This is a genomic window from Clavibacter michiganensis subsp. tessellarius (assembly GCF_021922985.1).
Lineage (GTDB): Bacteria > Actinomycetota > Actinomycetes > Actinomycetales > Microbacteriaceae > Clavibacter > Clavibacter tessellarius.
Genome location: NZ_CP040788.1, coordinates 900921 through 926875 on the forward strand (window position 1 = coordinate 900921; position 25955 = coordinate 926875).

Annotated in this window: 23 protein-coding genes and 1 tRNA gene; 9 read left to right on the forward strand and 15 right to left on the reverse strand. The window is 73.7% G+C overall.

Going from position 1 to position 25955, the window contains the following annotated elements; all coding sequences use genetic code 11:
• Window positions 1-134 precede the first annotated feature (134 nt).
• The gene (locus FGG90_RS04125) at window positions 135-2045 is read right to left on the reverse strand and encodes a glycosyltransferase (protein ID WP_165771403.1); all 1911 of its coding nucleotides are present in this window, start codon (window positions 2043-2045) and stop codon (window positions 135-137) included.
• A 280-nt stretch (window positions 2046-2325) separates the two neighbouring features.
• A complete protein-coding gene (locus FGG90_RS04130) occupies window positions 2326-3441 on the reverse strand; it encodes a glycosyltransferase (RefSeq protein WP_094130133.1) in 1116 nt (371 codons plus the stop codon).
• Window positions 3442-3897: 456 nt separating this feature from the next.
• Here FGG90_RS04130 and FGG90_RS04135 point away from each other — a divergent pair, with 456 nt between their 5' ends.
• From FGG90_RS04135 to FGG90_RS04145, 3 genes are read left to right on the forward strand one after another with little or no spacing between them, the layout of a single operon-like run.
• Window positions 3898-4995, forward strand: coding sequence for a glycosyltransferase family protein (locus FGG90_RS04135; RefSeq protein WP_094130130.1), 1098 nt, complete (start codon window positions 3898-3900; stop codon window positions 4993-4995).
• Window positions 4992-6233: an oligosaccharide flippase family protein gene (locus FGG90_RS04140; RefSeq protein WP_094130127.1), complete on the forward strand. Its 1242-nt coding sequence runs from the start codon at window positions 4992-4994 to the stop codon at window positions 6231-6233. Before FGG90_RS04135 ends, FGG90_RS04140 begins: the two co-directional genes overlap by 4 nt.
• Window positions 6230-7258 carry a glycosyltransferase family 4 protein gene (locus tag FGG90_RS04145; RefSeq protein ID WP_094130124.1) on the forward strand — a complete coding sequence of 343 codons (1029 nt, stop codon included), beginning with the start codon at window positions 6230-6232 and terminating at the stop codon, window positions 7256-7258. The genes FGG90_RS04140 and FGG90_RS04145 overlap by 4 nt, the downstream gene beginning before the upstream one ends.
• Before the next feature lie 153 nt (window positions 7259-7411).
• Here the strand turns inward: FGG90_RS04145 and FGG90_RS04150 are convergent, their stop codons facing one another.
• The 3 genes from FGG90_RS04150 to FGG90_RS04160 form a co-directional block, all read right to left on the reverse strand.
• The gene (locus FGG90_RS04150) at window positions 7412-9001 is read right to left on the reverse strand and encodes a sugar transferase (protein WP_237583515.1); all 1590 of its coding nucleotides are present in this window, start codon (window positions 8999-9001) and stop codon (window positions 7412-7414) included.
• 115 nt (window positions 9002-9116) lie between these two features.
• Window positions 9117-9404 carry a hypothetical protein gene (locus FGG90_RS04155; RefSeq protein ID WP_094130118.1) on the reverse strand — a complete coding sequence of 96 codons (288 nt, stop codon included), beginning with the start codon at window positions 9402-9404 and terminating at the stop codon, window positions 9117-9119.
• A 116-nt stretch (window positions 9405-9520) separates the two neighbouring features.
• Window positions 9521-9724, reverse strand: coding sequence for a cold-shock protein (locus FGG90_RS04160; protein ID WP_012038298.1), 204 nt, complete (start codon window positions 9722-9724; stop codon window positions 9521-9523).
• A gap of 276 nt (window positions 9725-10000) precedes the next feature.
• Between FGG90_RS04160 and FGG90_RS04165 the strand changes: the two genes are divergently transcribed.
• The gene (locus FGG90_RS04165; RefSeq protein ID WP_094130116.1) at window positions 10001-11671 is read left to right on the forward strand and encodes a bifunctional 3'-5' exonuclease/DNA polymerase; all 1671 of its coding nucleotides are present in this window, start codon (window positions 10001-10003) and stop codon (window positions 11669-11671) included.
• A 67-nt stretch (window positions 11672-11738) separates the two neighbouring features.
• Here FGG90_RS04165 and FGG90_RS04170 read toward each other — a convergent pair whose 3' ends face one another.
• Window positions 11739-11921: a hypothetical protein gene (locus tag FGG90_RS04170; protein ID WP_165771402.1), complete on the reverse strand. Its 183-nt coding sequence runs from the start codon at window positions 11919-11921 to the stop codon at window positions 11739-11741.
• Window positions 11922-12026: 105 nt separating this feature from the next.
• On the opposite strand from FGG90_RS04170, the gene FGG90_RS04175 reads away from it, so the two are divergent.
• A complete protein-coding gene (locus FGG90_RS04175) occupies window positions 12027-12881 on the forward strand; it encodes a DUF1684 domain-containing protein (protein WP_094130113.1) in 855 nt (284 codons plus the stop codon).
• Window positions 12882-12909: 28 nt separating this feature from the next.
• Here the strand turns inward: FGG90_RS04175 and FGG90_RS04180 are convergent, their stop codons facing one another.
• Window positions 12910-13497 (reverse strand): PadR family transcriptional regulator, encoded by a 588-nt coding sequence (locus tag FGG90_RS04180; protein ID WP_094130110.1) that lies wholly within the window; start codon window positions 13495-13497, stop codon window positions 12910-12912.
• 267 nt (window positions 13498-13764) lie between these two features.
• Between FGG90_RS04180 and FGG90_RS04185 the strand changes: the two genes are divergently transcribed.
• Window positions 13765-14283, forward strand: a complete 519-nt coding sequence (locus FGG90_RS04185) for a DUF3145 domain-containing protein (RefSeq protein ID WP_094130107.1) — start codon at window positions 13765-13767, stop codon at window positions 14281-14283.
• A 112-nt stretch (window positions 14284-14395) separates the two neighbouring features.
• Window positions 14396-15919, forward strand: a complete 1524-nt coding sequence (locus FGG90_RS04190; RefSeq protein ID WP_094130104.1) for an O-antigen ligase family protein — start codon at window positions 14396-14398, stop codon at window positions 15917-15919.
• Between the two features lie 107 nt (window positions 15920-16026).
• Here the strand turns inward: FGG90_RS04190 and FGG90_RS04195 are convergent, their stop codons facing one another.
• From FGG90_RS04195 to aceE, 6 genes are all read right to left on the reverse strand, one after another.
• Window positions 16027-17268, reverse strand: coding sequence for a beta-ketoacyl-[acyl-carrier-protein] synthase family protein (locus FGG90_RS04195; protein ID WP_094130101.1), 1242 nt, complete (start codon window positions 17266-17268; stop codon window positions 16027-16029).
• A 79-nt stretch (window positions 17269-17347) separates the two neighbouring features.
• Entirely contained in the window at window positions 17348-17596 is a 249-nt protein-coding gene (locus tag FGG90_RS04200; RefSeq protein ID WP_012038305.1) for an acyl carrier protein, read from the reverse strand.
• Between the two features lie 50 nt (window positions 17597-17646).
• Window positions 17647-18660 carry a beta-ketoacyl-ACP synthase III gene (locus FGG90_RS04205; protein ID WP_094130098.1) on the reverse strand — a complete coding sequence of 338 codons (1014 nt, stop codon included), beginning with the start codon at window positions 18658-18660 and terminating at the stop codon, window positions 17647-17649.
• A 31-nt stretch (window positions 18661-18691) separates the two neighbouring features.
• The gene (locus FGG90_RS04210) at window positions 18692-19612 is read right to left on the reverse strand and encodes an ACP S-malonyltransferase (RefSeq protein ID WP_094130095.1); all 921 of its coding nucleotides are present in this window, start codon (window positions 19610-19612) and stop codon (window positions 18692-18694) included.
• Window positions 19613-19706: 94 nt separating this feature from the next.
• Window positions 19707-20981, reverse strand: coding sequence for a PucR family transcriptional regulator (locus FGG90_RS04215; protein ID WP_094130092.1), 1275 nt, complete (start codon window positions 20979-20981; stop codon window positions 19707-19709).
• Between the two features lie 16 nt (window positions 20982-20997).
• Window positions 20998-23724 carry a pyruvate dehydrogenase (acetyl-transferring), homodimeric type gene (gene aceE / locus FGG90_RS04220; protein WP_094130089.1) on the reverse strand — a complete coding sequence of 909 codons (2727 nt, stop codon included), beginning with the start codon at window positions 23722-23724 and terminating at the stop codon, window positions 20998-21000.
• A gap of 239 nt (window positions 23725-23963) precedes the next feature.
• Between aceE and FGG90_RS04225 the strand changes: the two genes are divergently transcribed.
• On the forward strand, window positions 23964-24437 hold the full coding sequence (locus tag FGG90_RS04225) for a peroxiredoxin (RefSeq protein WP_094130087.1): 474 nt from the start codon (window positions 23964-23966) through the stop codon (window positions 24435-24437).
• Window positions 24438-24455: 18 nt separating this feature from the next.
• On the opposite strand, the gene FGG90_RS04230 is transcribed toward FGG90_RS04225, so the two are convergent.
• The gene (locus tag FGG90_RS04230; RefSeq protein WP_094130084.1) at window positions 24456-25145 is read right to left on the reverse strand and encodes a DUF1345 domain-containing protein; all 690 of its coding nucleotides are present in this window, start codon (window positions 25143-25145) and stop codon (window positions 24456-24458) included.
• Window positions 25146-25236: 91 nt separating this feature from the next.
• Here FGG90_RS04230 and FGG90_RS04235 point away from each other — a divergent pair.
• A tRNA-Val gene (locus FGG90_RS04235) sits at window positions 25237-25309 on the forward strand.
• Here FGG90_RS04235 and FGG90_RS04240 read toward each other — a convergent pair.
• Window positions 25269-25922, reverse strand: coding sequence for a TetR family transcriptional regulator (locus FGG90_RS04240; RefSeq protein ID WP_094131501.1), 654 nt, complete (start codon window positions 25920-25922; stop codon window positions 25269-25271). The two genes, FGG90_RS04235 and FGG90_RS04240, sit on opposite strands and share 41 nt — an antisense overlap.
• Between the last annotated feature and the right edge of the window lie 33 nt (window positions 25923-25955).

Genomic DNA, 25955 nt, shown 5'->3' on the forward strand with positions numbered 1-25955 from the left:
GCGCTCGTCCGACCGTAATCGCGACGGGCGGGACGCCATCAGGGACGAAGCCCGGCCAGGGGCGGAACGTCGTCAGCGATGGAGCGCCTCCCGGGCGGATCCTCGTCAGGGACCGGTCGACGGGGCCGGGCGGGTCACCGGCGCGTGCCGCCGGCGCCGCGCCTCGACGCCACGCGGGTCGTCCGCATCGCGTCCCGGAACGTGGCGGCGAAGTCCTCGGGCGTCCGGCGGAGGATCTCCGGCTCGTCGATGGGCACGGCGGGCAGGGCCGACGCGATCCCGACCCGCAGCCCCTCGACCGACACCCCCGCGACGACGACCCCGCGCATGTCGCGCACGGACGGGGTGACGCCGGCGTGCTCGCCCACCACCACCGTGAGGCCGGCCGCGAGGGCCTCGTTGACCGTGAGGCCCCACACCTCCTGGAGCGCGGGGTGCACGAGGACGTCGTGACGGGCGAACAGCTCGGGGAGCTCGTCCGCGGGCACGTATCCGGCGAACGCGATCCGCCCGCCCAGGCCGAGCTCGTCGGCCCGCCTCTCGAGCGCCTCGCGCTCCGGGCCCGCGCCGACCACGGTGAGGGTGCACGCCGCGAGCTCGGGCGCCGCCAGCGCCTCGATGAGGCTGACGACGTTCTTGCGCGGGATCAGCTGGCCGACGCAGAGTAGGCGCGAGCCCACCGGTCCGACCGCGGGTCCCGCGGCGAGGCGCGCCGCCCGCGTCCGCGCGTGGATGGCCGTCACGTCGACCGCGTTGAAGCCGACCCGGATGCGCCGCGGGTCGATCCCCTCGGCGACGAGGGCCTCCCAGGCCGCGATGCCCGGCACGACGATCTCGTCCATGCCGGCGAAGAACGCGCGGCGCACACGCGCGATGACGCCGCCGTGATGCTGCTGCGAGAGCCGGTGGGACTCGTAGAAGCCCACGCGCCGCACGCCGGCGAGCTTCGCCGACCAGGACGCCACCCAGTACGCCGGGGAGTCCCACCCGCCGATGAGGATCGCGTCCCTGCCGCGGAGCTCGGAGCGCGGGATCCATCCCGTCACGTAGTGCCGGGCCTCCCCGCGGCGGACGACGCGGTTCGGCAGGAACCGCGTTCGATACGCGGACGCCCGGTCGCCCGCCGTCCAGTCGTCGCCCCGGTTGTTGTCGTCGCTGCGCAGGCGCTCGTCGCTCTCGAGGAGCCACACCTCCAGGTCGACCTCGCGGGCGAGCGCGTCCCAGACGGGCACGCGGTAGGGCGGGGCCAGGTTCGTCATCCACACGACCGAAGGTCGGCGGGCCGCGTCGGGGTCGGGCTCGTGGAGGGCGAGCAGCGCTTCGACCGTCGCGCGCGTCGACGCCCCGTCCGGCACGGACCCGCCCGTCGCGTCGACGACCAGCTCGCGGAGGGCGCCGTCGGCGAGCGCCGACCCGGCGGCGCGGGGGAGCGCCTCCGACGGCGCGTCGACGACGACGGGTCCGAGCTCGCGGAGGTCGTCCGGGATCCCGCCCTCGAGCGCCTCGGCGAGGGGGACGGCGTCGGCGCTGCCGACGCGGGCGGCGATCCGCAGCACGGTCACCCCGGCGAACCGCGCGCGCAGCGCGGCGGCCTCGTCGTCCGACCGGGCCAGGACGGCGGAGGCGCCCCGGACCATGCGGGCGGATGCGCTGCGGTCCCCGGACAGCGGCGCGGGTCCGCCCGCCGTCTCCCCGGAGCCGTGCGTCTGCACGACGTACCGGATCCCGAGACGCCTCGCCGACGAGGCCACCTCGAGGTGGAGGGGGTCGGCGTCCGCGTGCACGTGGAGGACGTCGACGTCGCGCGCGTTGTCGACGAGCCACGCGCGCAGCGCGGGGGAGCGCAGGGCCGGCGATCCGGGGATCGCCTCGACGAGCGGGAGGACCACCCGGACCCCGGGGACGCGGAGCCCGGCGTCGCCGGGGCGCGCGACCAGCAGGGTCACGTCGTGTCCGCGGCGCGCCATCTCGCCGCACTGCTCGACGGCGTCGGCGAGGGTGCCGGACGCGACGCCGTCCGCGGAGGCCGCGGAGACGAACTGCACGATCCTCATCGGAGCGGGCGCCGGTCGTCGTGCGCATCCCGGGGCGCGGCGGCGCGCAGGACGATGTCGGACAGCCCCCGGGCATGGGCGTGCTCGTGCTCCACTGCTCTCCCTCGTCACGGGCCCGCCGAGGACCCGGGTTGGTCCGTGACGGCGAGCGTGGTGTGGCGGCTGCAGTCTAGGAGCGCAGGACGCGGCGTCCCCGCGAACTGTCCACCGGGGGAGCGCCGCTGTGCGCACCGGCGTGCCCGCGGGCGGGGCGGGGCCCGCCGGCCTCCCGTCAGGCGGGTCCGAGCGCGTCGAGGATGGTCGCGCTGATGGTGCGCGCGGCGGCCTCGATGGTCGGGTGGTCCGCGGGCGGCGCATCCACCGGCGCGTCCTCGGCCATCCACGCGCGGGCGTACGCCTCGGCGGTCGGCGGGACCTCGACGACGTCGACGCCGGGGCGCAGGTACTCGAACTCGGGGGCGTGCGCCGCACCGGAGGTCGTCACGACCCGGAGGCCCATGACGAGCGCGTCCACCGCCACGAGGCCGACCCGGCCCGGGTTCAGGAGCGAGTGGGACATCGCAGCCGCCGGGGCGAAGTCCGCGGGACCCGACTGCCCCAGGAGCACGACGCGTCCCGTCTCGCGCGCCAGCCGGTCCACCAGCTCGCGCGACTCGCCGTCGCCCGCGACCACGAGCCACTGCGCGGGATCCGCCGCGAAGACGATGCGGGCCGCCTCGACCAGCAGGTCGACGGCCTTGAAGCGGTTGAGGGCCCCGAGGAAGAGCGACACGCGCGCGTCGTCCGGCATGCCGTGCCGCGCGCGGAACGCCGCCGTGTCCGCCGGGGTGACGTCGTCCATCGCCCGCTGGAGCCGGGACGTGTCCGTGGAGTTCCGGAACGCCGAGACCTGGTCCTCGCGCAGCCGCGTCGAGGCGAGCACGTGGCGTCGACCGGTCTCCGTGTAGGTCAGGGCGCGGGTGGCCTGGGAGTTGAGGAGGTTCTCCGCCGCGTCGGCGAGCGGGGACTGGGTCGTCGTCGCCGAGATGCCGTGGCCGAGCGTGACGAACGGCTGCCGCAGCCCGGCACGCAGCCACGCGTTGAGGTTCGTGCCCTGCATCTCGGTGACGAGGAGCACGTCCCGTCCGCGCCACGTGCGCGGGAGGCGCCGGAACATGAACTTCGGCACGGACCGCACGGGCTGCAGCGTCAGGACGCCGACGCGGCTGGCCCAGCCCGGCTCGATGCCGTCGCCGCGTGCCGCGACGTCCCGCTCCTGCTCCCGGTCGCCGCCGTAGAAGACCCGGCAGTCCACGCCGGCCTCGCGGAGCTCGTCGATCACGGCGGACCAGAGCCGCTCGCGATAGCCGGGGACGTACGGCTGCGTCACCGCCACCCGGCGGTTCACGACCGTCCCCCGTCTGCCTGGCCCGTGCGCACGATGTCGTCCATCGTCTCCCCCCATCGACGATCGGGGGTGTCGGCGACCTCGGCTCCACCCGACCGCCCGCTCGTCCGCTGACCGGACCAGGTGCGCGTCATCACGACGGCGCCACCCCCTTCCGACGAGCCTAGCCGCCACCGGGGAGCGGCACCGCGGCACCGCGGCCTCCGGTGCCGCTGCGGGGCGGACGCCCGCACGGGGTCCGGCATACTGGTCCGGGCAGGGGGCGCGTCCTCCTGGTCGACGTCGGGAGGGGACGGATTCGCATGGGGGAGTGGGCATGTCGGGAGCTGTCGTCGGGGTCCGCGCACGGGACGGCGGCCACCACGGGCATCCGTCGCGCCGCACGGCACGGGCGCGCGTGCTGATCCCGCGCGCCGCACCCCACCGCCGCGGCCTCCACGCCGAGGACCGCCGCGCATGAGCGCCGACCGGCCCTCGCCGCCCGCCGCCGGCGACGCCGCCCCCGTCCTCGTCCTCGAGGGGAACGGCGACGGCCACCGCTTCTACTACGTGCGCCTCCTCGCGGACGCGATCCTCGCCGCAGGCGGACGCCCGGTGCTCGTGACCCGTCCCGGGCAGATGGACAGCCCGCAGGCGGCGGAGTTCCTGGCCGGGCTCCCGACCTCCTTCCGATCGGTCGAGGTCGCCCAGGCCGACGTCGCCTCCGCGTCGGTCGTGGCGCGGCGGCTCGGTGCGCGCCGCATCGTCGTCCCGGACGGCGACCGCCATCTCGTGTCGCTCGTCACGCGCCGCGGCAGGGACCTGCCCCACGTCACCGCGCTCGTGATGCGCGAGCCGGTGCTGCGCCGCGACCAACGGCTCCGCCCGCTCGCCCGCCAGTGGCTGAAGCGCGCCACGATGACGCTCGCCGGACTGCGCCGGTCGACCACCGTGACGGTCCTCAAGTCGTCCGTGTGGGCGGGTCGCTCCCGCTTCCCCGTCGCCCAGGATCCCGTGACGCTGGCCGCCACGACGGCGGACGTCGCCGCGTTCCGCGAGCGGTGGGACCTGGGGGCGGATCGCCGGTGGTTCGGCGTCGTCGGCGCCATCACCGCCCGCAAGAACCTGCCCCTCGTCGCTGAGGCCCTCGCGCGGGTCGCCGACGAGGGCGTCGGCCTGTTCGTCGGCGGGGCCGTGTTCGACGGCCAGCTCGCCGCGGCTGAGCCGCACCTCGCGGAGGCCCGCCGGCGGGGAGCCCGCGTGGTCGTGGTCGACCGGATGCTCGAGGACGTCGAGCTCGACGCCGCCATCGGCGCGGTGGACTGCGTCGTCCTCGCGCACTCGAACGAGGGCCCGAGCGGCATCCTCGGCAAGGCCGTCATGTCCGGCACGCGCCTGCTCCTGTCGGGGGCCGCGAGCCTCCGGCGCGACGCGGAGGCCGTGCCCGCGCACGCGAGCTGGACCCCGCTCACGGTCGACGCGATCGCGACGGGCATGGCGGACGCGCGCCGCGCCGACCGTCCCGCCGCGGTGACCGACATGGGCACCTCCCGCTTCACGGCGGCGCTGCTGTGACGGACGCCGCACCCGCCCCCGCGCCCTCCGGCGGCCTCGGCCGGCAGGCCACCTTCCTGGCCGCGTCGACCGCGTTCGCGCAGATCCTCACGGCGCTCATCTACCTCTTCGCCGCGCGGGTCAGCGGCCCCACCGCGTTCGGCCAGGTCGTCACGGCCATCGCGATCGCCACGAGCGCCGTGGGCGTCCTCGACTTCGGCACCAACTCGCTCTGGATCCGCGAGACGGCGAAGGGCGCGCTCACCACGCACGACCTCGCCCGCCGTGCGCTGGCCAAGACCCTGATCGCCCTGGTGGCCTTCTCGATCGGCGGCGTCCTCCTCCTCGTCCTCTCGCCCAACCCGTGGCTGTGGACGGCCGCCCCGATAGCCATGTTCCTGCTGATCTCGCAGACGGCCCAGGTCCCGCTCCGCGCGCACTCGCGCATCGGCGTCGTCGCGCTGTCCCTGGTCGTCGACCGCCTCGTCGGCATGCTCGTCCTCTTCGGCGGGATGCTGCTCGGCGCGGACGGCGCCGCCTCGCTGTGGCTGGCGCTCGTCTGCGGCTCCATCGGCGGCACCCTGCTGCTGGTGTCGCAGATGCCGGGACGCCGTCGCCTCCTGGTGTCCCCGGAGCTCCGGCACCACCCGTGGCGCGGATCCGGGTTCTACGGGCTGAGCTCGATGGCCGCCACGTCCCAGGTCCTCGACGTCGCCATCATGTCGGCCGTCGCGGGCCCCGCCGCGGCGGGCATCTACGGGGCCGTCAACCGGTGGACGCAGCCCATGGGCCTCGCGGTCTCGGCCTTCGCGGCCGCCGCCGTCCCCGTCGTCGCCCGCGCGCGGTCGTGGAGCGCGGCGTGGCCGCAGGTGAAGAGGGCGCTGTGGCTCCCGGGCGCCGCGCTGGCCGCGTGCGTCGTGGTGATCATCGGCGCCCCGGTCTTCGTGGACGTCCTGGTCGGGGACGCCTACGCGGAGTCGGCCACCGTCCTCCGGGTGCTCGCGTTCGGCACCCTGTTCGCCATCGTCAACCAGCCCGTCGCCGTGTTCCTCCAGAGCCTCGGTCGGGACAGGGCGGTGTCGTTCGTGACGCTCTCCCTCGTCGCCATCCAGCTCGGGCTGGTCGCCGTGCTGGCGTCGCTCTACGGCGCGGTCGGCGCCGCGTTCGCCTTCCTGCTCACGCAGGCGTGCATGCTCCTGCTCCTCCTGCTGCTCACCCGCACCGGACGCGCGCGGACCGGCGGGGGAGACCCGTCATGAGGATCCTGCAGCTCCTCCTCCGCCCGCAGATCGGCGGCGCCGAGACGCTGGTCGCCAGCCTCGCCGCGGAGTGGCGGCGGCTCGGCCACACCAGCGAGCTGGCCTACCTCGATCCGGAGGGGGCCTCGACGGGGAAGGTCGCCCGCGGGCTGCGGCTGCGGCGCGTCATCCGCGACGTCGACCCCGACCTCGTGGTCAGCCACTCCGCCCTCCCGAACCTCTACTCGGCGATCGTGACCCCGCGCCGGACGCCGCTGCTGTCCGTGCTGCACAGCGCCACCGACGACTTCGCGTCGACCCTGCTCCGGCAGGCGGAGGCGCGCAGCCGGACCCGGGCCCGGACCGTCGTCGCGGTGAGCCGGAAGCAGGTCGACGAGTACGCCGCGCACTTCCCGGGCCGACCCCGTCCGGTGCTCGTCCCGAACGGCATCTCCGGCGACCTGCCGCGGAGGCCCGAACGCACGCCGCGCCCTCCGCGCGTGATCACCATGGCGCGCGTGGCGAGCCAGAAGGAGCCCGAGCTCTGGCTCGACGTGGTCGACCGGTTCGCCCTCGCGGACCCGGGCGTGGCGTTCTCGTGGAGGGGCCCGGTGCTCCTGTCCGATCCCCGGATCGCGCGCTTCTGGGAGACCGTGCGGGCGCACGGCCATGAGGACCTCCTCCCGGGGCCCTCGGGCGACGTCGGCGCCGACCTCGCCGCCGCCGACCTCTGCTTCCACCCGTCCAGCCGCGAGGCGCACAGCATCGGCGTGCTCGAGGCGGCGGCCGTCGGGTTGCCCGTGGTCTGCAGCGCGGACGTCGCGGCCACCCTCCCGTCCTACGTGCCCGCCGCGACCTTCGTCTCGGGCGACGCCGCGTCCGCGGTCGCCGCCATCCGTTCCGTCCTCGACGACCATCCCGCCGCCCTCGCCCGAGCGGTCACGACGAGCGCGCGCGTCCGTGAGGAGTACAGCATCGGCGCCACGGCGCGCGCGTACCTCCGGATCGCCGGCGTCGCGGGCCCGAGGGAGCCGGCACCTCGCTGATCCGGCTCCGCCGACGCGAGGGGGAGCAGGACCTCGCCCTCGCGCGTCGGCGCCGCTCACGTGCCGTCCGCGGACGGCGCGGCCCCTGATGCCCGGGCTCCGGCATCCGCGCGTGCCGACGACGAGCCGGTCAGGTCGAGCGCCGCACGCGCCTCAGTACGCCCCGTCCCGCTGCAGCACGGCCCGCGCGGTCTTCCAGAGGATGACGAGGTCGCCCACGATGGACCAGTTCTCCACGTAGTACAGGTCGAGCCGGACGCTGTCCTCCCACGAGAGGTTCGAGCGGCCGCTGACCTGCCAGAGCCCCGTGATGCCCGGCTTCACGAGGAACCGGCGGTGCACCTTCGTCTCGTACGCCTCCACCTCGCGGGCGAGCGGCGGCCGCGGGCCGACGAGCGACATGGTGCCGTTGAGGACGTTGACGAGCTGCATCAGCTCGTCGAGGCTGTAGCGGCGGAGGAAGCGGCCGACCGGCGTGACCCGCGGGTCGTCCTTCATCTTGAAGAGGACGGAGTTCCCCGCGTCCCTGTCCTGCTTCTGCAGGTCCAGCAGGCGCGCCTCCGCGTCGGTGGCCATGGTGCGGAACTTGAGCATCGGGAACGGCCGCCCGTTGATGCCGACGCGCTCCTGCCGGAACAGCACGGGGCCGGGGGTGCTCAGGCGGATCGTCGCGGCGATGGCGAGGAAGAGCGGCGACGCGAGCACGAGGATGAGCACGCTCGCCACGATGTCGAACGCCCGCTTCGCGAAGAGCTTCGTGCCCTCGTAGCGCGGCGTCTCCACGTGGATGAGCGGCAGGCCGGCGACCGGGCGGGTGTGGATGCGCGGACCCCCGATGTCCGTGAGGCTCGGCGCGACCACGAGGTGCTGCCTGCCGGGCTCGAGCGACCAGCTCAGCTCCCGGATCCGCTCCGGCGCGAGCTCGTCGTTGCTCGCGATGACGATGGTGTCGGCGTCGACGGCGCGCATGGCGGCCGGGAGGTCGTCCAGCTTGCCGAGCACGGGGATCCCGGTGCCGGGGATCGTCGCCGCGATGACGCCCGACGGGATGCACGCCCCCACCACGAGGTAGCCGGCGTACGGCTGGCGGGCGAGCTCCCGGGCGAGGAAGCCCGTCGACGCCTCGGAGCCGATGAGGAGCACGCGGGACGAGTAGCGGCCCTTGGCCCGCTGCACGTTGAGCCACTGCCGCCACATCCAGCGGCTGAGCACGAGGGTCACGAGGCCCAGGGGGAGGGCGATGATGATGTAGCCGCGGGCGAAGTCGATGCGGCCGAGGAACGCCACGATCGCGACCATGCCGAAGAGCCGGACCGTGGCCGAGAGGATGAGCCGGTACTCCTGCGGCCCGGTGCCGAGCACGCGGTAGCCGCGGGTGCCGTAGAGGCCGAGGGCGAGCATCCAGGAGGCGACGATGACGATGGAGATGAGGGAGTAGCTGACGGTGACGCCGTCGTAGTCGCCGTTGAAGGCGACGTCCGACGTCGTGACGCCGAACCAGGCGATCTGCACGCCGAAGACGACCCAGATGAGCACGAGGAGGTCGGTGATGACGAGGCCGATCGCGTAGGTGCGGCGCCAGTCGTTCGCGCGGACGCCGTCGGCCTCGGTCACGGGTCCGGCGTCGGGCCGGGTGCCGCGCGCGGCGCGCTCCTCGGGATGCAACCGCGGGTCCGTCTCGCGCGCGTCCTGTCCGTGCGTCGCCCTCTGTCCGATCACTGTCCCCCCCAGCCGATGGTGCATCCCCCTGAGGCGTCATCGGCTCCAGGTTCCGAGACTACAGGCGAACCCCCGCATCCCCGGCGGCGCGACCCTCACCGGACGTGAGGTCATGGACCGGAGGCCGCGATCGGGTGGGTCAGATGCGCGTCCACGTGCCGCCGTCGCGGCGGGTGATGCTCGCCCGGGGCACGTCCACGAGCTCCGCGGTCCGCGCCCGGACGGTTCCGGCGACGCGCTCGGCCATGTCGTCGTCGTCGGCGGTGAAGCGGACGGTGAGGCGCGGCTCGCCCCGCACGACCTGGATGTCGTTCGCCTCGAGCGTCGCGCGCTCGGCGGCCACACGGGCCGCGGCGGGGAGGACGGCGCTCGGATCCGCGCCCGCGCGCAGGGCCCCGACGGTCATGGTGATGCGGTAGGAGGGCACGCCCCATGCTCTCGCACGAGCGGATGGTCCGTTAACGGGAGAACGGCTCCGACCGCATGGTCGGAGCCGTTCCCGGAAGCTCAGCGTGCGTCGCCCACCAGGGTGGGCGGGTGGCGTTAGAGCGGGCGGATGTTCTCAGCCTGGGGACCCTTGGGGCCCTGGGCGACCTCGAACTCCACCTTCTGGTTCTCGTCGAGCGACTTGTAGCCGCCCGTCGCGATAGCGGAGTAGTGAGCGAACACATCCGCGGTTCCGTTGTCGGGAGCGATGAAGCCGAAGCCCTTTTCAGCGTTGAACCACTTGACGGTGCCTGTTGCCATGACGAAATTTCCTTCAAAAAGAGATGCATCGATCCCGGGACCCGGGACCGCGGGTCATCCGCCCCTCTGACACGACTCCGGCGGACCGGGCGGATCCGAGGACCTGACGACTTGTGAGCAACCCTAGCGGGTACCGCGGCGCAAAAGGGGGATGCGGCGACATTCGCGGGGGTGTTTCCCTGCGTGACGCCGTGGAGGGGTCGCGTGACGCCGCGTCCCCGGACCGTCGGCGCGGGGTCGGCCGGCGGCGTCGGAGGCGGCCGCCATGATGGGGGAGTGCACATCCTGGTCGCGAGGACGCCCGAGGGCGTGCGGCTCGTCGACCTCGACGCGGCGGGCGAGGTCGTCGCCGTGCGCGACGTCGGATCCGACGCGTGGCCGCGCCTCGCCGCCGAGCGCGAGCGCGCCGCCGACCCGCCGCGCTGGGTGTTCGACGACACGCGCACGTGGGCGCGCCCGCTCCTGGCCGCGGGCGTCCGGGTCGCGCGGTGCCACGACCTGCGGCTCTGCCACGCGATCCTCCGCCTCTCCACCCTCACCGCGGACAGCGCCCTCGCGCGCACGCCGCCCGGGCCGTGGGACCGCCCCGCCGGCATCGCTCGCGACCCGGCGCAGGGCGCCACCCTCTTCGACGACCTCGACGCGGCCGAGGGCCGGTCCGCCGACGAGCTCCTCGTCGAGCTCCGGCTCCAGCTCCAGGCCGTCGCCGGCAGCGCCGCGCCCGGTCGGCTGCGCCTGCTGCTGGCCGCCGAGTCCGCCGGCGCCCTCGTCGCCGCGGAGATGGAGCACGACGGCCTGCCCTGGGACACGGGCGTGCACGACGCCCTCCTCGTCGCGGCGCTCGGGCCGCGCCCGGCGGCGGGCGGCACGCCGGCGGCCCTCCAGCGCCTCGCCGCGCGCATCCGCGACGTCCTCCGTGCCCCGGACCTCAACGTCGACAGCCCGCCTGAGGTGCTGCGCGCCCTCCGCCGCGCCGGCATCGACGCCTCCAGCACCCGCCAGTGGGAGCTGCAGGAGATCGACCACCCGGTCATCGCGCCCCTCCTCGAGCACAAGAAGCTGTCCCGCCTGCTCACGGCCAACGGCTGGACGTGGATGGAGACCTGGATCCGCGACGGTCGATTTTACCCCGGCTACGTGCCCGGTGGCGTGGTCACCGGCAGGTGGGCGGCCAGCGGGGGCGGCGCGCTCCAGCTCCCCCGGCAGATCCGCTCGGCCGTGCGGGCGGACCCGGGCTGGCGCCTCGTCGTGGCCGACGCCGCGCAGCTCGAGCCGCGGATCCTCGCCGCCCTCGCCGAGGACCGCGCGATGGCCGACGCCGGCCGGGGCACCGACCTGTACCAGGGGCTCGTCGACGCCGGCGTCGTCGACACCCGCGCCCACGCCAAGGTCGCGATGCTCGGCGCCATGTACGGGGCCACGTCGGGAGAGAGCGGCCGGCTGATGCCCCGCCTCGTCCGCGCGTACCCGCGGGCCACCGGGTACGTGGAGCAGGCGGCGCGCGCGGGGGAGAGCGGCGGGATCGTCAGCACGCGGCTCGGCCGGTCCTCGCCGCCGCCCGCCGACGCCTGGCGCGACGTCCAACAGCGCGGACAGGGCGCCGAGGCGTCGCCGGCGGACGCCGCTCGCGCGCGCACCTCGGCGCGCGACCAGGGCCGCTTCACCCGCAACTTCGTCGTCCAGGGCACCGCCGCCGAGTGGGCGCTCAGCTGGCTCGCCGGCCTGCGTCGTCGGCTGGCGGCGCTGGAGCGACCCGGATCCCGTCCCCACCTCGTCTTCTTCCTGCACGACGAGGTCATGGTGCACGCGCCCGACGACCGCGTCGACGAGGTGCGGGCGGCCGTCGCCGAGGCCGCCGCGGAGGCCGGGCGCCTGCTCTTCGGCGATGCCCCCGTCGACTTCCCCGTGACGATCGCGGTGGTCGACGACTACGCCCAGGCCAAGTGACGCGGCCCTCCGGACGCGACGATGCCCGGCCCCCTGGGGGACCGGGCATCGGATGCTGCGGGGAGGATCAGCCGCCGGAGCCGACGTCGCCCTCGTGGTCGTCGCCCTCGGCGGTGTTGCTGCCCGAGCCGTCGGGCGTGGAGTCCGAGGACCCGCTCTCCTCGGTGACCGAGGAGGACTCCACGTGCTCCTCCGTGTGCGTCGTCGTGCCGTCGTCGTCGGTCGAGGTGCTCTCGTGGTCTGTGCTCATGCCCCGACCGTACGCCCGCCTCCCGCCCGGGGGAACCCCGCCGACGACGACCGCGACGGGCCGCGCCGACTTGGCCGCCGACCCCCGGGCGGCGAGGATGGGGGCATGACCGATCCCGTCGCCCCCGCCGCCCCCGTGCCCACCGACCCGGCGCAGGTCCTCGCGGTCTTCCGCGCGCGCCGCGAGCAGATGGTCGTCCTCCCGCAGGGCAACCTGGCCCTCGTCAACACCCAGTGGATCTCGCACGACGCGGCGCCGCAGCCCGTCTACGGCATCCCCGGCACCTGGTCGCCGCTCGAGCCCGGAGCGTCGGGCCTGCGCGTGCAGGCCTCCGCCGCGGACGGCCTCGTGGTGGACGGCGTGCTCGTGGACGGGGAGGCCGTCGTCCGCGGCCGCGACGACGCGGCGCCCTCCGCCGTGGTCGCGAGCGACACGGTCTCCGCCTTCGTCATCGCGAGCGAGGAGAGCACCTACGCGCTCCGCGTCTGGGACGCACGGTCCGAGGCCATCCGCGACTTCGGCGGGATCGACGCGTTCCCCTACTCCGAGGAGTGGGTCGTGAAGGCGGACTTCACGCCCATCGAGGGCGGACGCGCCATGGGCTTCGAGCACCTCAAGGACGACGGGGCGACCAAGGACAAGGTGGTCCCCGGGGAGATCACGTTCACGAAGGACGGCATCGACTACTCGCTCGCCGCGTTCCGCGAGGGGCGCGCGCTCCTGCTCGTCTTCTCCGACGCCACGAGCGGCGAGTCGACCTACGGGGTGGGCCGGTTCCTGATGGTGGCGCCGTCGCCCGACGGCACGATCACGCTCGACTTCAACCGCGCCTACCTGCCGCCGTGCGCGTTCAGCTACAACTTCAACTGCCCGATGCCGCCGAAGCAGAACCGCTTCGCCGTGCCCATCGAGGCGGGGGAGAAGAACGTGCTCGCCAAGGACGGCGGCCTCCTGCACTGAGCCCCCGGGTCTCGCCGGCCGCCGCGGCCTACGGTCGCGCGTCGCGGCGGACGGGCCGACCGCGACGCGGGGCGGCGGCGAGGCCGGTCGGGCGTGCGCCCGCGGCACCGGCGTCGAGGATCCGCCGCTCGGCCGCGTCGAGCCACGCGAGGCGCGCGGTCAGGGCGGCCTCCAGGGCGTCGGCCGCCAGCGCGGCGGCGAGCGGGACGTCGGCGCCGTCCGCCTCCCGCGACAGCGCGAGCTCCCGGGCGTCCGCGCGGGTGCGCTCCCGCTGCGCCCGGACCAGGGCGCCCGCGTCCGCGCCCGGCAGGGACAGCGCGAGGGCGACCTTCACGAGCAGTTCGTCGCGCGTCGCCGGCGGCCCGATCGTCGCCTCCAGCCACGCGCCGACGTCGGCACGGCCCGCGTCCGTGATCGTGTACGGCACGTGCCCGGCCTCGTCGGTCGCGCCCTTCACGACCAGGCCGTCGCGCTCGAGCCGGTCGAGGGTGTTGTAGATCTGGCCGACGTTGAGGGGCGCCGCGGTCCCGGTGCGGGCGGTGTACTCCGTCCGGAGCTGGTACCCGTAGCAGGTGCCCTCGGTGAGGATCGCAAGGAGGGCGTGCCGCACCGACATGCGTCCCCCGTCCCCGGCCCCGCGGGCCGCCTCCTGGAGCATAGGCATTCCCGGCATGCACGCCGACGGGACCCGCCGCCGCAGGGTCCTGATCCGGCCGCGACGCGTCCCCACCGGCGCGTCGCGCCCGCGATGTTGCCGATCCCCAGGATCACCCGTCATGATGAGGACCGTCGGCGTCCGCGCCGGCCGCACCGACAGGTGTGGAGCTCGTCCATCGCACGCAGATCGTTGGGGAAGACGCATCTGATCGGATGGAGGAGACCCATGGAAGCGCCCGTCGACAACTCAAGACCGGCTCGAGGGGTGCTCTACGTGCACTCCTCTCCTCGCGCGCTCTGCCCCCATGTCGAATGGGCAGCGGGTCGTGCGCTGGGTCACGCCGTGAACTTCACCTGGGACCCGCAGCCGGTGCTCAAGGGCGCCATGCGCGCCGAGCACTACTGGGAGGGGCCGCCAGGATCCGGTGCCGCCATCGCGAGCGGCCTCCGCGGGTGGGAGCACCTGCGCTACGAGGTCACCGAGGACGCCGGCCTCGGTCGCGACGGCGGCCGGTGGATGCACACGCCCGACCTCGGCGTGTTCTTCGCGCAGACGGACACCGCCGGCAACACGGTGATCCCCGAGGACCGGATCCGCTACGCGCTCGACGTCGCCGGCTCCAACACGCTGGAGCTCCACCGCGAGCTGCGCCTGGCCATGGGCCAGGCCTGGGACGACGAGCTCGAGGCCTTCCGGCACGCGAGCGACTTCAGTCCCGTCGTCTGGCTGCACAAGGTCGGCTGACCGGGCCGCGTCGGGCGACTCCTCCCGCCCGGCGCAGCCCGGCGACGCCGACGGTGCGTGATAGGTTCCACGTGATGAGACCGGGGGGCCTCGCCGCCGCTGCTCGGGGCACGTGGAGCGCGATCCGACCGGACGGCTCCGCGGGACCACCCCCTACCGGACGTGCGACGAGCACAGCGAGATCGGCGACGACACCATGCGGGAACGACTCTCCACCGAACGCCCCGCGCTGGCCCGCCTGTCGGGCCCGGCCCTCGTCGTCGCCTGCGCGGCGTGGATCCTCGGGTCGACCTACCTCCTCGCCCGGGACCCCCTCGTGGGGACCGCGGTCGGGCTGGCGCCCATCGTCCTCTTCTTCATCGTCCGCAACTCGGTGGTCCGGTTCCTCTTCGTCGTCGTCGGCGGGCTGCTCGTCCTCGGCTCCAGCGGTGACCTGAGCGCGAACAAGATCGTCTACGCGGGGCTCCTCATCCTGTGCGCCGCGGTCTCCGTCGGCCGGCTCATCGCCTCGCCCCCGTCCTACGCGCGCCACTTCAAGTCGCTGATCTGGGTGGGGCTCGCCCTGCTGGCGATCGTGAGCCTGAGCTACCTGGCGTCGCCCGCCGGCTCCGACCTGGGCACGTTCGGCCGGCAGGCGATCTTCTACCTCCTCATCGTGCTGGGCCCGGTCATCGGGCTGGACGCCGGCCGCGACATCCCCCCGCGCATCACGTACCCCCTCGTGGGCGTCCTCGGCCTCGTGGCGGCGATCGGGTTCGCCTTCGACTGGTTGGAGAGGCGCGGCGTCACCGCGCTCTCGTCCGGACGGTTCATCCTCTCCAGCCTCATGCTGCCGTCGTTCGCGTTCGCGCTGGCCCTCGTCATGGTGTTCCACGCGGAGAAGCGCCTGGCCCGCATCCTCTGGCTGGTGCCGGTCGTCGGCATCCCCATCGCGATGCTGGTCACCGGCACGCGCACCAACCTCATCGTCTTCGCGGCGGTCTTCGCCGTCCTGGGCCTCCAGCGGAGCATGCGCGTGCCGCCGGGGAAGATGCTCGGCCTCCTCGTGATCGGCGGCGTCGTGGGCGGCCTGGTCTTCCCGATCGTCGCCTCCGTCGCGATCGCCGACCCCGACTTCCTGCAGAGCCGCATCCGGGCCTCGCTGACCGTCCTCAACGGCGAGGGCGGCGCCGACCAGTCGTACGCGATCCGGCAGAACGCCTACGTCGTCGCCACGAGCCTCATCGACAGCAGCCCGGTGTTCGGCATGGGGCTCGGCTACACGATCCCCATCACCCTCGACACCCCGCTCCTCACGGTCGTGCGCCTGGGATGGCTCGGGACGGTGGCGGTCGCGGCGTTCATCGCGGCCATGGGCTGGTCGATCTGGAAGGCGACGCGCGCCATCGGCCCGTCGCCCGCCACGACGGCGTGGTGGGGGCTGCTCCTCGTGATGCTCTGCAACATCCCCTTCGGCACGCCGTTGGAGGACCGCGGGTTCGGATTCACCCTGCTCCTCGCGACCGTGGCGATCGCGAGCGGACTGCACGCCAAGACCCTGCAGGGTCCATCGGCCGCGGTCGCGGAGCCGGCCCCGAGCACGCAGGGCCTCACGCGGGGCGCCGCGGCGCCGACCCGCACCGGCATCCCCACCTAGGCACGACCGGGGCGCACGTCGGGGCAAGCCCGGTGCCTCCGGGGCCCCGCACGCACGAGGAGAGGCCCCGACCGGATGGTCGGCACCTCTCCTCGTGGACGCGCCGGCTAGACGCTGCGGAAGGCGATGACGGCGTTGTGGCCGCCGAAGCCGAACGAGTTGCTGATCGCGAGCAGGTCGCCGTCGCCCAGCGACCGCGGCGACGTGACCACGTCGAGCTTGATGTCGGGATCCTGCTCGGTGAGGTTGATCGTCGGGGGAGCGGTGCGCTCGGCCAGCGCCTTCACCGTGAACACCGCCTCGATCGCGCCGGCGCCGCCGAGCAGGTGCCCGGTGGAGGCCTTCGTGGCGCTCACCGGGATGCCGTGGACGGCCTCGCCGAACACGCGCTCGAGCGCCTTGTACTCCGCGATGTCGCCGACGGGCGTGCTGGTCGCGTGCACGTTGATGTGCGACACGTCGGAGCGCGAGTAGCCCGCGCCCTCGATGCTCGTGATCATGGCCCGCGCGGCCGCCGTCCCCTCGGGATCCGGGGCCGTGATGTGGAACGCGTCGCTGGTGACCGCGCCGCCGACGAGCTCCGCGTAGATGCGCGCTCCGCGGGCCGTGGCGTGCTCCTCGGTCTCCAGCACGAGCGCCGCGCCGCCCTCGCCGAGGACGAAGCCGTCCCGCGAGATGTCGTAGGGACGCGAGGCGCCCGCGGGGTCGTCGTTGCGCTTCGAGAGGGCCTGCATCGCCGCGAAGGAGGCGATCGGCAGGGGGTGGATGGAGGCCTCGGAGCCGCCGGCCACGATGATGTCGGCACGGCCCGCCTGGAGGTGCGCGTAGGCGCTGGCGATCGACTCGGTGCTCGACGCGCAGGCGGAGACCACGGTCTGGATGCCGGCGCGCGCGCCGAGGTCCATGCCGACCGCGGCCGCCGGCCCGTTGGGCATGAGCATCGGCACCGTCATGGGCAGGACGCGACGCGGGCCCTTCTCGCGGAGGGTGTCCCACGCGTCGAGCAGGGTCCACACGCCGCCGATGCCGGTGGCCCAGTCGACGGCGAAGCGCAGCGGGTCGACCTCGGGGGAGCCCGCGTCGGCCCACGCCTCGCGCGCCGCCGTGAGGGCGAACTGGCTGGACGGGTCGAGGCGCTTGGTCTCGATGCGCGCCATGACCTCGGACGAGGGAACCTTCGCCTGGCCGGCGAACGTGACCGGGATGTCCCACTTCGCCACCCAGTCCTGCTCGAGCGTGGTGATGCCCGACTCTCCGCGGAGGAGCGCCTGCCAGGTCTCCTCGGCGGTCCCGCCGAGGGGGGACGTGGCGCCGATGCCGGTGACGACGATCTTCTTGGGGGTGGTCATGCGTGGCGTCTCCTCGACGTCGGGAACGGGGGAGGGGGACGGCCGGCCCCGCGAGCGGGACCGGCCGTCCTCCGCGCGGTCAGGACTGCGCGTTGGTGATGAACGTGACCGCGTCGCCGACGGTCTTGAGGTTCTTGACTTCCTCGTCCGGGATCTTGACGTCGAACTTCTCCTCGGCGTTGACGACGATCGTCATCATCGAGATCGAGTCGATGTCCAGGTCGTCGGTGAACGACTTGTCCATCTCGACGGTGTCGGTGGCGATCCCGGTCTCGTCGTTGACGAGCTCGGCCAGGCCGGCCAGGACTTCTTCGGTGGACAGTGCCATGTGTATCTCCTCGTGGTTCGTGATGACCGGAACAGCTTATGGGGCGGGGCTCAGGGCAGGACGACGACCTGCGCGCCGAACACGAGTCCGGCGCCGAATCCGATCTGCAGGGCGAGTCCGCCCGAGAGCGACGGGTCCTCCTCGAGCAGACGGTGGGTGGCGAGCGGGATGGAGGCGGCCGACGTGTTGCCGGTGGTCTCGATGTCCCGCGCGATTGCCACCGTATCCGGGAGGCCGAGCTGCTTGGCGAACTCGTCCACGATGCGCATGTTCGCCTGGTGGGGGATGAACGCCGCGAGCTGGTCGGGCGCGACGCCGGCCCGGTCGAGCGCCTCCTTGGCGACCTTGGCCATCTCCCAGACCGCCCAGCGGAAGACCTTCTGGCCGTCCTGGCGGAGGGTGGGCCACGCGGATCCGTCGCGCATGCTCTTCAGGGTGCCGGTCATGCCGACGGCGTCCCAGTTGGAGCCGTCCGAGCCCCACACGGTGGGGGAGATGCCGGGGGCGTCGCTCGGCCCGACGATCGCGGCGCCGGCGCCGTCGCCGAGGAGGAACGAGATGGAGCGGTCCGTGGGGTCGACGATGTCGGACAGCTTCTCCGCGCCCACGACGAGGACGTACTCCGCGAGGCCCGACCGGATGAAGGAGTCGGCCTGCGCGATGCCGTAGGTGTACCCGGCGCACGCGGCCGAGATGTCGTAGGCGGGGGCCGGGTTGGCGCCGATGCGGTCGGCGAGGAGCGCCGCCATCGACGGCGTCTGCACGGTGTTGCTCACCGTGGAGACGAGGACGATGCCGATCTGCTCGGGCCGGATGCCGGCCTTCGCGATGGCCTCGAGCGAGGCGGTGGTCGCGAGGTCGACGGCGTCGACGTCGGCGCCCGCGCGCTTGCGGGTGACGATGCCGGTGCGCTGGCGGATCCACTCGTCGGACGAGTCGATGGGCCCGACGAGGTCGTCGTTGGGCACGTCGAGCTCGCCGCGGGCGGCGCCGAGGCCCCAGATGCGGGTGAAGCGCTCGACGACGGGCGCGGTCTGGATGGTGGGGCGGGGCTGGGCGGTCATGTGTCCCTGTTCGGTGTCGGGTGCGGCGGGATCAGGCGTGCGCGTCGAGCATGTCGATGGCCGCCGGGAGGTCCTCGGGGGTGGAGAGGGCGAGGGTCGGCAGCCCCTTGAGGCCGCGCTTCGCGAGGCCGGTGAGCGCACCGGCGGGGGCGACCTCGATGAGGCCGGTGACGCCGGCCGCGTCGAAGGCCTCCATGCAGAGGTCCCAGCGCACGGGGCTCGCGACCTGGCCCACGATGAGGTCGAGGTAGGCGGCGCCGGAGTCGACCCGGCTGCCGTCGCGGTTCGTCCAGACGGGGAACCGGGGGTCCCGGGGCGCGAGCGGGGCGACGGCGTCCCGCAGCACGTCGACCGCGGGGGCCATGTGGTGCGTGTGGAACGCGCCCGCCACCTGGAGCGGGATGACGCGGGTCCCGCGGACCGGCTCGGCCTGCAGGGCCGCGAGGGCCTCGGGCTCGCCGGCCACGACGATCTGCCCGCCGCCGTTGAAGTTGGCGGGCTCCAGGCCCAGCTCAGCCAGCCGCGCCAGGACCGCGTCCTGGTCGCCGCCGACGACGGCGCTCATGCCCGTGCGGGTGATCGCCGCGGCCTCGGCCATGGCGTCGCCGCGGGTGCGCACGACGCGCATCGCCTCGTCGTCCGTGAGGATGCCGGCTCCGGCGGCCGCCGTGATCTCGCCGACCGAATGCCCGGCGATGCCCGCGACGTAGGCGTCGCGGCCGTCGGCGAGGAGCGCGCGCAGGGCCATGATGCCCGCCGCCACGATCAGCGGCTGCGCGACCGCGGTGTCGCGGATGGTGTCCGCGTCCGACGTGGTCCCGTGGGTGACGAGGTCGAGCCCGGCGGCGTCGCCCAGCTCGCCCAGGAGCCGGGCGTGCTCGGGGTGCTCGAGCCACGAGGAGAGGAAGCCGGGCTTCTGGGAGCCCTGACCCGGGCAGACGACGATGATCATCCGTCCATCCTCCCAGCGCGGGGGAGGCCCGTCGGAGTCGAGGTCCTACAGAGGATCCCCGGCGACGTTGTCACGACGCCACACGATCCGCGGCTCACCGCGCCGCCTGGCGCTTCGGGCGCGCCCGACCGGACGCCTGCTGCTTCGGCACGACCGTCCCCGCCTCCGCGATGCTGCCGATGATGAGGGCCGCCTGGAGGATGAGGGCCTCCCGGGCCCCGGTCGCGTCCCAGCCGATGACGTCCGACACGCGCTTCAGCCGGTACCGCACGGTGTTGGGGTGCACGAACAGCTCCCGGGCGGTCGCCTCGAGCGAACGCCCGGTGTCGAGGTAGCACCACAGCGTCGCGAGCAGCTCGGTCGAGTGCGCCTGCAGGGGCTTGTAGATGCGGTTGATGAGCGTGGAGCGCGCGAGCGGGTCCCCGGCCAGGGCCCGCTCCGGGAGCAGGTCGTCGGCGAGCGTGGGACGCGGGGCGTTGCGCCAGGACCGCGCCACCGCGAAGCCGGCGAGGGCGGCCCGCGCGCTGCGGGAGGCCTCGACGAGGCTCGGCACCTCGTGGCCGAGCACGAGGTGGCCGTTCCCGAAGCCGGGCTCGAGCTGGGTGGCGATCTCCAGGAACGTCACGGGCGGCGCCTCGGAGTCCGGGGCGTCCGCATCCGCGACCGCGGGCGACGCGCGCCCGATCACGAGCACGAGCCGGCTGCCCTGCACGCCGATGAGCACGTCGGCGTCGAGGTGCCGGGCCGTGCGCCGCAGCTGGTCGACGTCGAGGACGGGAGGCGCCGTTCCGACGAGGACCGACACCTCGCCGTGCCCGTGCCACCCGAGGGCGGCGATGCGGGACGGCAGCTCGTCGTCGTACTCGCCCGACAGGATGCTGTCGACCACGAGGGCCTCGAGCCGCGCGTCCCAGAGGCCGCGGGCCTCGGCGGCGCGCGCGTAGACGTCCGCCGCCGCGAAGGCGATCTCCCGGGAGTAGAGCAGGATCGCATCGCGCACCGTGCGGTGCCGGTCGCGCACGCGGTCCTCGACGACCTCCACGGTGACGCGGATGAGCTGCAGCGTCTGCTGCAGCGTCACCGAGCGCAGGAGCTCCCGCGGAGCCGCGCCGAACACGTCCGCCGCGATCCACGGCGTCGAGTCCGGATCGTCGTACCAGTGGATGAACGACGTGATGCCGGCCTGCGCGACGAGCCCGACCGCGGACCGCCGCCCCGGCGGCATCCCGCCGTACCAGGGCAGCGTGTCCTCGAGCCGCTTCAGCGTCGCGCTGGCGAGCTCGCCCGACAGGGACCGGAGCCACGCCAGCGTCTCCGCCTTCGTCTCCCCGGTCTCCACGTCGGTGTCGTGCCGGTCGCTCGTCGTCACGTCAGGTGGGCGCAGCTCACGCCTCGCCGCCCGCCGATCCGGTCGTGCCGGCGTTGACGTCGAGGAGGCGGTACTTGTCGATCGCCCACTTGGGCGCGTCGCGGTCGACCTTGCCCTGCTTGGCCAGGCGCTGCAGCGTCTTCACGACCATCGACGGGCCGTCGATCGCGAAGAAGCGGCGGGCCGCCGGACGCGTGTCCGAGAAGCCGAAGCCGTCGGCGCCGAGGGTGGAGTAGTCGCCGGGGACGAACTGGCGGATCTGGTCGGGGACCGCGTGCGAGAAGTCGGTGACCGCGACGAACGGGCCCTCGGCTCCGCGGAGCTTCTCCTCCAGGTACGGGACGCGCTCCTCGGAGTGCGGGTGGAGCAGGTTGTGCTCCTCCGCCGCGAGGCCGTCCCGGCGCAGCTCGCCCCACGAGGTGACGGACCACACGTCGGCGGACACGCCCCAGTCGTCGGCGAGGAGCTGCTGCGCCTCGAGCGCCCACGGCACGGCCACGCCGGACGCCATGAGCTGCGCCTTCGGGCCGTCGACCCAGCCGTCCTTGAGCTTGTGGATGCCGCGGACGATGCCGTCGACGTCCACGCCCTCGGGCTCGGCCGGATGGATGATCGGCTCGTTGTACACCGTGAGGTAGTACATGACGTTCGGGTCCTCGTGCTCCCCGCCGTACATGCGCTCGAGTCCCGTGCGCACGATGTGCCCGATCTCGTAGGCGTACGCCGGGTCGTAGGAGACGACGGCGGGGTTCGTGGCCGACAGGACGAGCGAGTGCCCGTCGGCGTGCTGGAGCCCCTCGCCCGTGAGCGTGGTGCGTCCCGCCGTGGCGCCGATGAGGAAGCCGCGCGCCATCTGGTCGCCGGCCGCCCAGATCGCGTCGCCCGTGCGCTGGAACCCGAACATCGAGTAGAAGACGTAGATCGGGATGAGCGGCTCGCCCTGCGTCGAGTACGTGGTGCCGAGGTTCGTGAACGCCGCCAGGGCGCCCGCCTCGTTGATGCCCACGTGCACGATCTGGCCCTGCGGGCTCTCCTTGTAGGAGAGCAGCAGCTCGCGGTCGACCGACGTGTAGTGCTGGCCGTTCGGGTTGTAGATCTTCGCCGTCGGGAAGAAGGCGTCGATGCCGAAGGTGCGGGCCTCGTCCGGGATGATCGGGACGACGCGGTTGCCGAAGTCCTTCGCGCGGATGAGGTCCTTGAGCAGCCGGACGAACGCCATCGTCGTGGCGATCTCCTGCGTGCCCGAGCCCTTCTTGGAGATGCGGTACGCCGAGTCGTCCGGCAGCGAGATGGCCGTGTGCTTCGTGCGGCGCTCGGGGGAGTACCCGCCGAGGGCGCGGCGGCGCTCCTGCATGTACTGGATCGCCTCGTCGTCCTGGCCGGGGTGGTAGTACGGCGGCAGGTACGGGTCCGCCTCGAGCTGGGCGTCCGTGATCGGCACGCGCATCTCGTCGCGGAACTGCTTGAGGTTGTCGAGCGTGAGCTTCTTCATCTGGTGGGTCGCGTTGCGGCCCTCGAAGCTCGGGCCGAGGCCGTAGCCCTTGACGGTCTTGGCGAGGATCACCGTGGGCTGGCCCGTGTGCTCGCTGGCCGCCTTGAAGGCCGCGTAGACCTTGCGGTAGTCGTGCCCGCCGCGCTTGAGGTTCCAGATCTGGTCGTCGGTGTAGCCCTCGACGAGCTTCGCGGTGCGCTCGTCGCGCCCGAAGAAGTTCTCGCGGATGTAGGCGCCGCTCTCGGCCTTGAAGGTCTGGTAGTCGCCGTCGGGCGTGCGGTTCATCAGCTCGAGGAGCGCGCCCTCGGTGTCCCGGGCGAGCAGGTCGTCCCACTCGCGGCCCCAGACGACCTTGATGACGTTCCAGCCGGCGCCGCGGAAGAAGCTCTCGAGCTCCTGGATGATCTTGCCGTTGCCGCGGACGGGTCCGTCGAGGCGCTGCAGGTTGCAGTTGATGACGAAGTTGAGGTTGTCGAGCTTCTCGTTGGCCGCGACCTGGAGCTGTCCGCGGCTCTCGACCTCGTCCATCTCGCCGTCGCCGAGGAAGGCCCAGACCTGCTGGTCGGAGGCGTCCTTGATGCCGCGGTTGGTGAGGTACTTGTTCGCCTGCGCCTGGTAGATCGCGTTGATCGGGCCGAGGCCCATCGAGACCGTGGGGAACTGCCAGAACTCCGGCATGAGGCGGGGGTGCGGGTACGACGAGAGGCCGCCGCCGTCGTGGCTCTTCTCCTGGCGGAAGCCGTCGAGCTGGTGCTCGCTCAGGCGTCCCTCGAGGAACGCGCGGGCGTAGGTGCCCGGGGACGCGTGGCCCTGCACGAAGACCTGGTCGCCGCCGCCCGGGTGGTCCTGGCCGCGGAAGAAGTGGTTGTACCCGACCTCGTAGAGGGCGGCGGAGGACGCGTACGTGGCGATGTGGCCGCCGACCGCGATGCCGGGGCGCTGGGCCCGGTGCACGGTGACGGCCGCGTTCCAGCGGATCCACGCGCGGTAGCGGCGCTCGAGGTCCTCGTCACCGGGGAACTCCGGCTCGTTCTCCGGTGCGATGGTGTTGATGTAGTCCGTGGTCGGGACCATCGGCACGCCGAGGTGCAGCTCCTTGGAGCGCTTGAGGAGGCTGAGCATGACGTCGCGCGCGCGACCCCGACCCTGCGCCTCGACGAGCCCGTCGAGCGACTCGTTCCATTCGGCGGTCTCTTCCGGATCGCTGTCGGTGTGGTTCACCGAGTACGGATCCTGGTCGTTGACAGTCACCCTCGACCTCTTCCTGTGGTGTGCAGACATCGTCTTCGGTGCCACGGGGCTCGAAGGGTGCGAGACCGCGCGTACGCCGAGGGCCAGCCTACCCATGCCGACCGACGGTCACGGACGACGGGCGGCGAGCCCCCGGACGGCGTCTCGGCGGCCCCCGCTGGACATCGCGGATCCCCGGCGTAAGCTCGTCACTCGTGCCAGACAGGGGACATCTGCCGGCACGGAAGGATCCGCACCCCATGGCCCTGGCCAACGACACACAGGCTCCCGACTTCGAGCTCGCCAACCAGTTCGGCGAGCGGGTCCGGTTGAGCGAGTACCGCGGTCACCGCGCGGTCGCCCTCGTCTTCTTCCCCCTGGCGTTCTCCGGCACGTGCACCGGCGAGATGTGCCAGCTCGAGGAGAACCTCGGCATGTTCGCCGACAGCCGCGTGGAGCTCATCGGCATCAGCGTCGACAGCAAGCACACGCTGCGGGCCTGGGCCGAGCAGCAGGGCATCGACTTCCAGCTCCTCGCCGACTTCTGGCCCCACGGCCAGGTCGCCAAGGAGTACGGCGTGTTCCTCGAGCAGAAGGGCTTCGCGAACCGCGCGACCTTCCTCATCGACACGCGCGGCATCATCCGCCGCAGCTTCATCACCGCGCCCGGCGAGGCCCGCGAGCTCGACGCGTACCGCTCCGCCATCCGCGACCTGGCGCTCGTCCCCGCCTGATCCCGTCGGCGCTCGCCGTCAGCTGAGGATGTTGACGGCACGCGCGATGACGAGCGCGAGGATCACGAAGCCCGCGAACGCCTGCAGCGCCATGAGGCCCTTGGCCCGGTGCGACAGCGGCATGACGTCGGTGGGGCTGTAGGCCATCGAGTTGGTCAGCGAGAAGTAGGCGTAGTCGACGAAGCCCGGCACCCAGTCCGCGTGCTCCGACGAGCGCCTGGCCACCTCGGACACGGCCCCCGCGTCCTCGTCCTGGGGGAAGCGGAAGTCCGCCGGCGCGAGAGACGCCCGGGCGTGGGTGCGGCGCGCGATGGGCCCGCCGCGGTCCATCTCCCAGTAGACGAGCGCGAACGCCAGCATGTTCGTCGTCCACACCTGCAGCGCCGTCAGGAGCAGCTCCGGACCCGCCTCCGAGGCGTCGACGAGGGCCACCACGAGCAGCACGAGGCTCACCTGGTTCGCGACCAGCAGGAGGCCGCCGAGGGCGAGGCCGAGGCCGCGCGACCACGTCGTCTCCCGGTCGAGGCGGCGCGGGTTGAGCGCGACCAGCGGGACGAGCAGGGCGACGGCCCCGACGACCACGGCGATCCGCACGCCCCCGGGCACGGCGGTCGGCGCGACGCCGTACAGCGCGACCGCGGCGAGGAGGCCGAGCGCGGCGGGCCAGCGGGACTCCGCGACGGCACGGCGCGAGGGGTGGGTGGGCACGGGGGAGAGGCTACGGCGATCGCCGCCGGGGGAGCCGGGGCGCGCCGACGCGGTCGACTAGCATGGCGGGGCGCCGGATCCCCGGCCGTCGGGGCCCTTAGCTCAGTTGGTAGAGCGCCACGCTTACACCGTGGATGTCGTCGGTTCGAGCCCGGCAGGGCCCACCTCCGGTCCCGCTCCCCGTGCGCCGATCGAGGACAGGCCGCGCACCAGCAGGTCGATCCCGAAGTCGAACGCGTCCGCCGCCTCGCTCTCCGCGTCGGGGTCGGCGGCGACCACGCCGAGGCGGACGAGCTGGGTCCGCTGCTGCTCATGGGCCACGTGGCCGAGCACGAAGTGCAGCAGCGCGCCCGCCGCGCGGTCGGCCGTGTCGGCGGGGAACCCGTCGGCTGCCACCGCCAGGGCGAGCGCGTCCCGGGCGTCCGCCGCGCCCAGGCCGAGCGCCGTCGTGCTCGCGACGACCTCGGCGCCGTCGCGGTGGGCGAGGAGCGCGAGGCGCAGCGCCGACGCCTGGGCGCGGACGCCCGCCGTCCGGGCACGCGCGGAGCCCGAGCCGTGGCGGTCCCACGCCGCTCCGGCCACGATGCGGTCGGCGACCGCCGCCAGGAGGGTCTGCTTGTCCGGGTAGTGCCAGTAGAGCGCGCTCGGCTGCACGTCGAGGGCGGCGCCGAGGCGCCGCATCGTGAGATCGGGGAGGCCGTGCTCGTCCAGGATCCGGAGGGCGGCCGACGCGACGTCGTCGCGGGTGAGGCGCCTCCCGCCGCGCGCATCGGCCATGCGCTCACTATAGTGAACGGCGTTCAGGAGGGA

What these genes read in the sequence shown, in the direction of transcription:
- FGG90_RS04160 (WP_012038298.1), bottom strand. Translation starts at nt 9,724, where the DNA reads ATGGCAACAGGCACCGTCAAGTGGTTCAACGCTGAAAAGGGCTTCGGC.
- FGG90_RS04200 (WP_012038305.1), bottom strand. Translation starts at nt 17,596, where the DNA reads ATGGCACTGTCCACCGAAGAAGTCCTGGCCGGCCTGGCCGAGCTCGTC.
- FGG90_RS04135 (WP_094130130.1), top strand. Translation starts at nt 3,898, where the DNA reads ATGAGCGCCGACCGGCCCTCGCCGCCCGCCGCCGGCGACGCCGCCCCC.
- FGG90_RS04240 (WP_094131501.1), bottom strand. Translation starts at nt 25,922, where the DNA reads ATGGCCGATGCGCGCGGCGGGAGGCGCCTCACCCGCGACGACGTCGCG.
- FGG90_RS04210 (WP_094130095.1), bottom strand. Translation starts at nt 19,612, where the DNA reads ATGATCATCGTCGTCTGCCCGGGTCAGGGCTCCCAGAAGCCCGGCTTC.
- FGG90_RS04170 (WP_165771402.1), bottom strand. Translation starts at nt 11,921, where the DNA reads ATGAGCACAGACCACGAGAGCACCTCGACCGACGACGACGGCACGACG.
- FGG90_RS04145 (WP_094130124.1), top strand. Translation starts at nt 6,230, where the DNA reads ATGAGGATCCTGCAGCTCCTCCTCCGCCCGCAGATCGGCGGCGCCGAG.
- FGG90_RS04195 (WP_094130101.1), bottom strand. Translation starts at nt 17,268, where the DNA reads ATGACCACCCCCAAGAAGATCGTCGTCACCGGCATCGGCGCCACGTCC.
- FGG90_RS04150 (WP_237583515.1), bottom strand. Translation starts at nt 9,001, where the DNA reads ATGCACCATCGGCTGGGGGGGACAGTGATCGGACAGAGGGCGACGCAC.
- FGG90_RS04225 (WP_094130087.1), top strand. Translation starts at nt 23,964, where the DNA reads ATGGCCCTGGCCAACGACACACAGGCTCCCGACTTCGAGCTCGCCAAC.
- FGG90_RS04185 (WP_094130107.1), top strand. Translation starts at nt 13,765, where the DNA reads ATGGAAGCGCCCGTCGACAACTCAAGACCGGCTCGAGGGGTGCTCTAC.
- FGG90_RS04175 (WP_094130113.1), top strand. Translation starts at nt 12,027, where the DNA reads ATGACCGATCCCGTCGCCCCCGCCGCCCCCGTGCCCACCGACCCGGCG.
- FGG90_RS04180 (WP_094130110.1), bottom strand. Translation starts at nt 13,497, where the DNA reads ATGTCGGTGCGGCACGCCCTCCTTGCGATCCTCACCGAGGGCACCTGC.
- FGG90_RS04205 (WP_094130098.1), bottom strand. Translation starts at nt 18,660, where the DNA reads ATGACCGCCCAGCCCCGCCCCACCATCCAGACCGCGCCCGTCGTCGAG.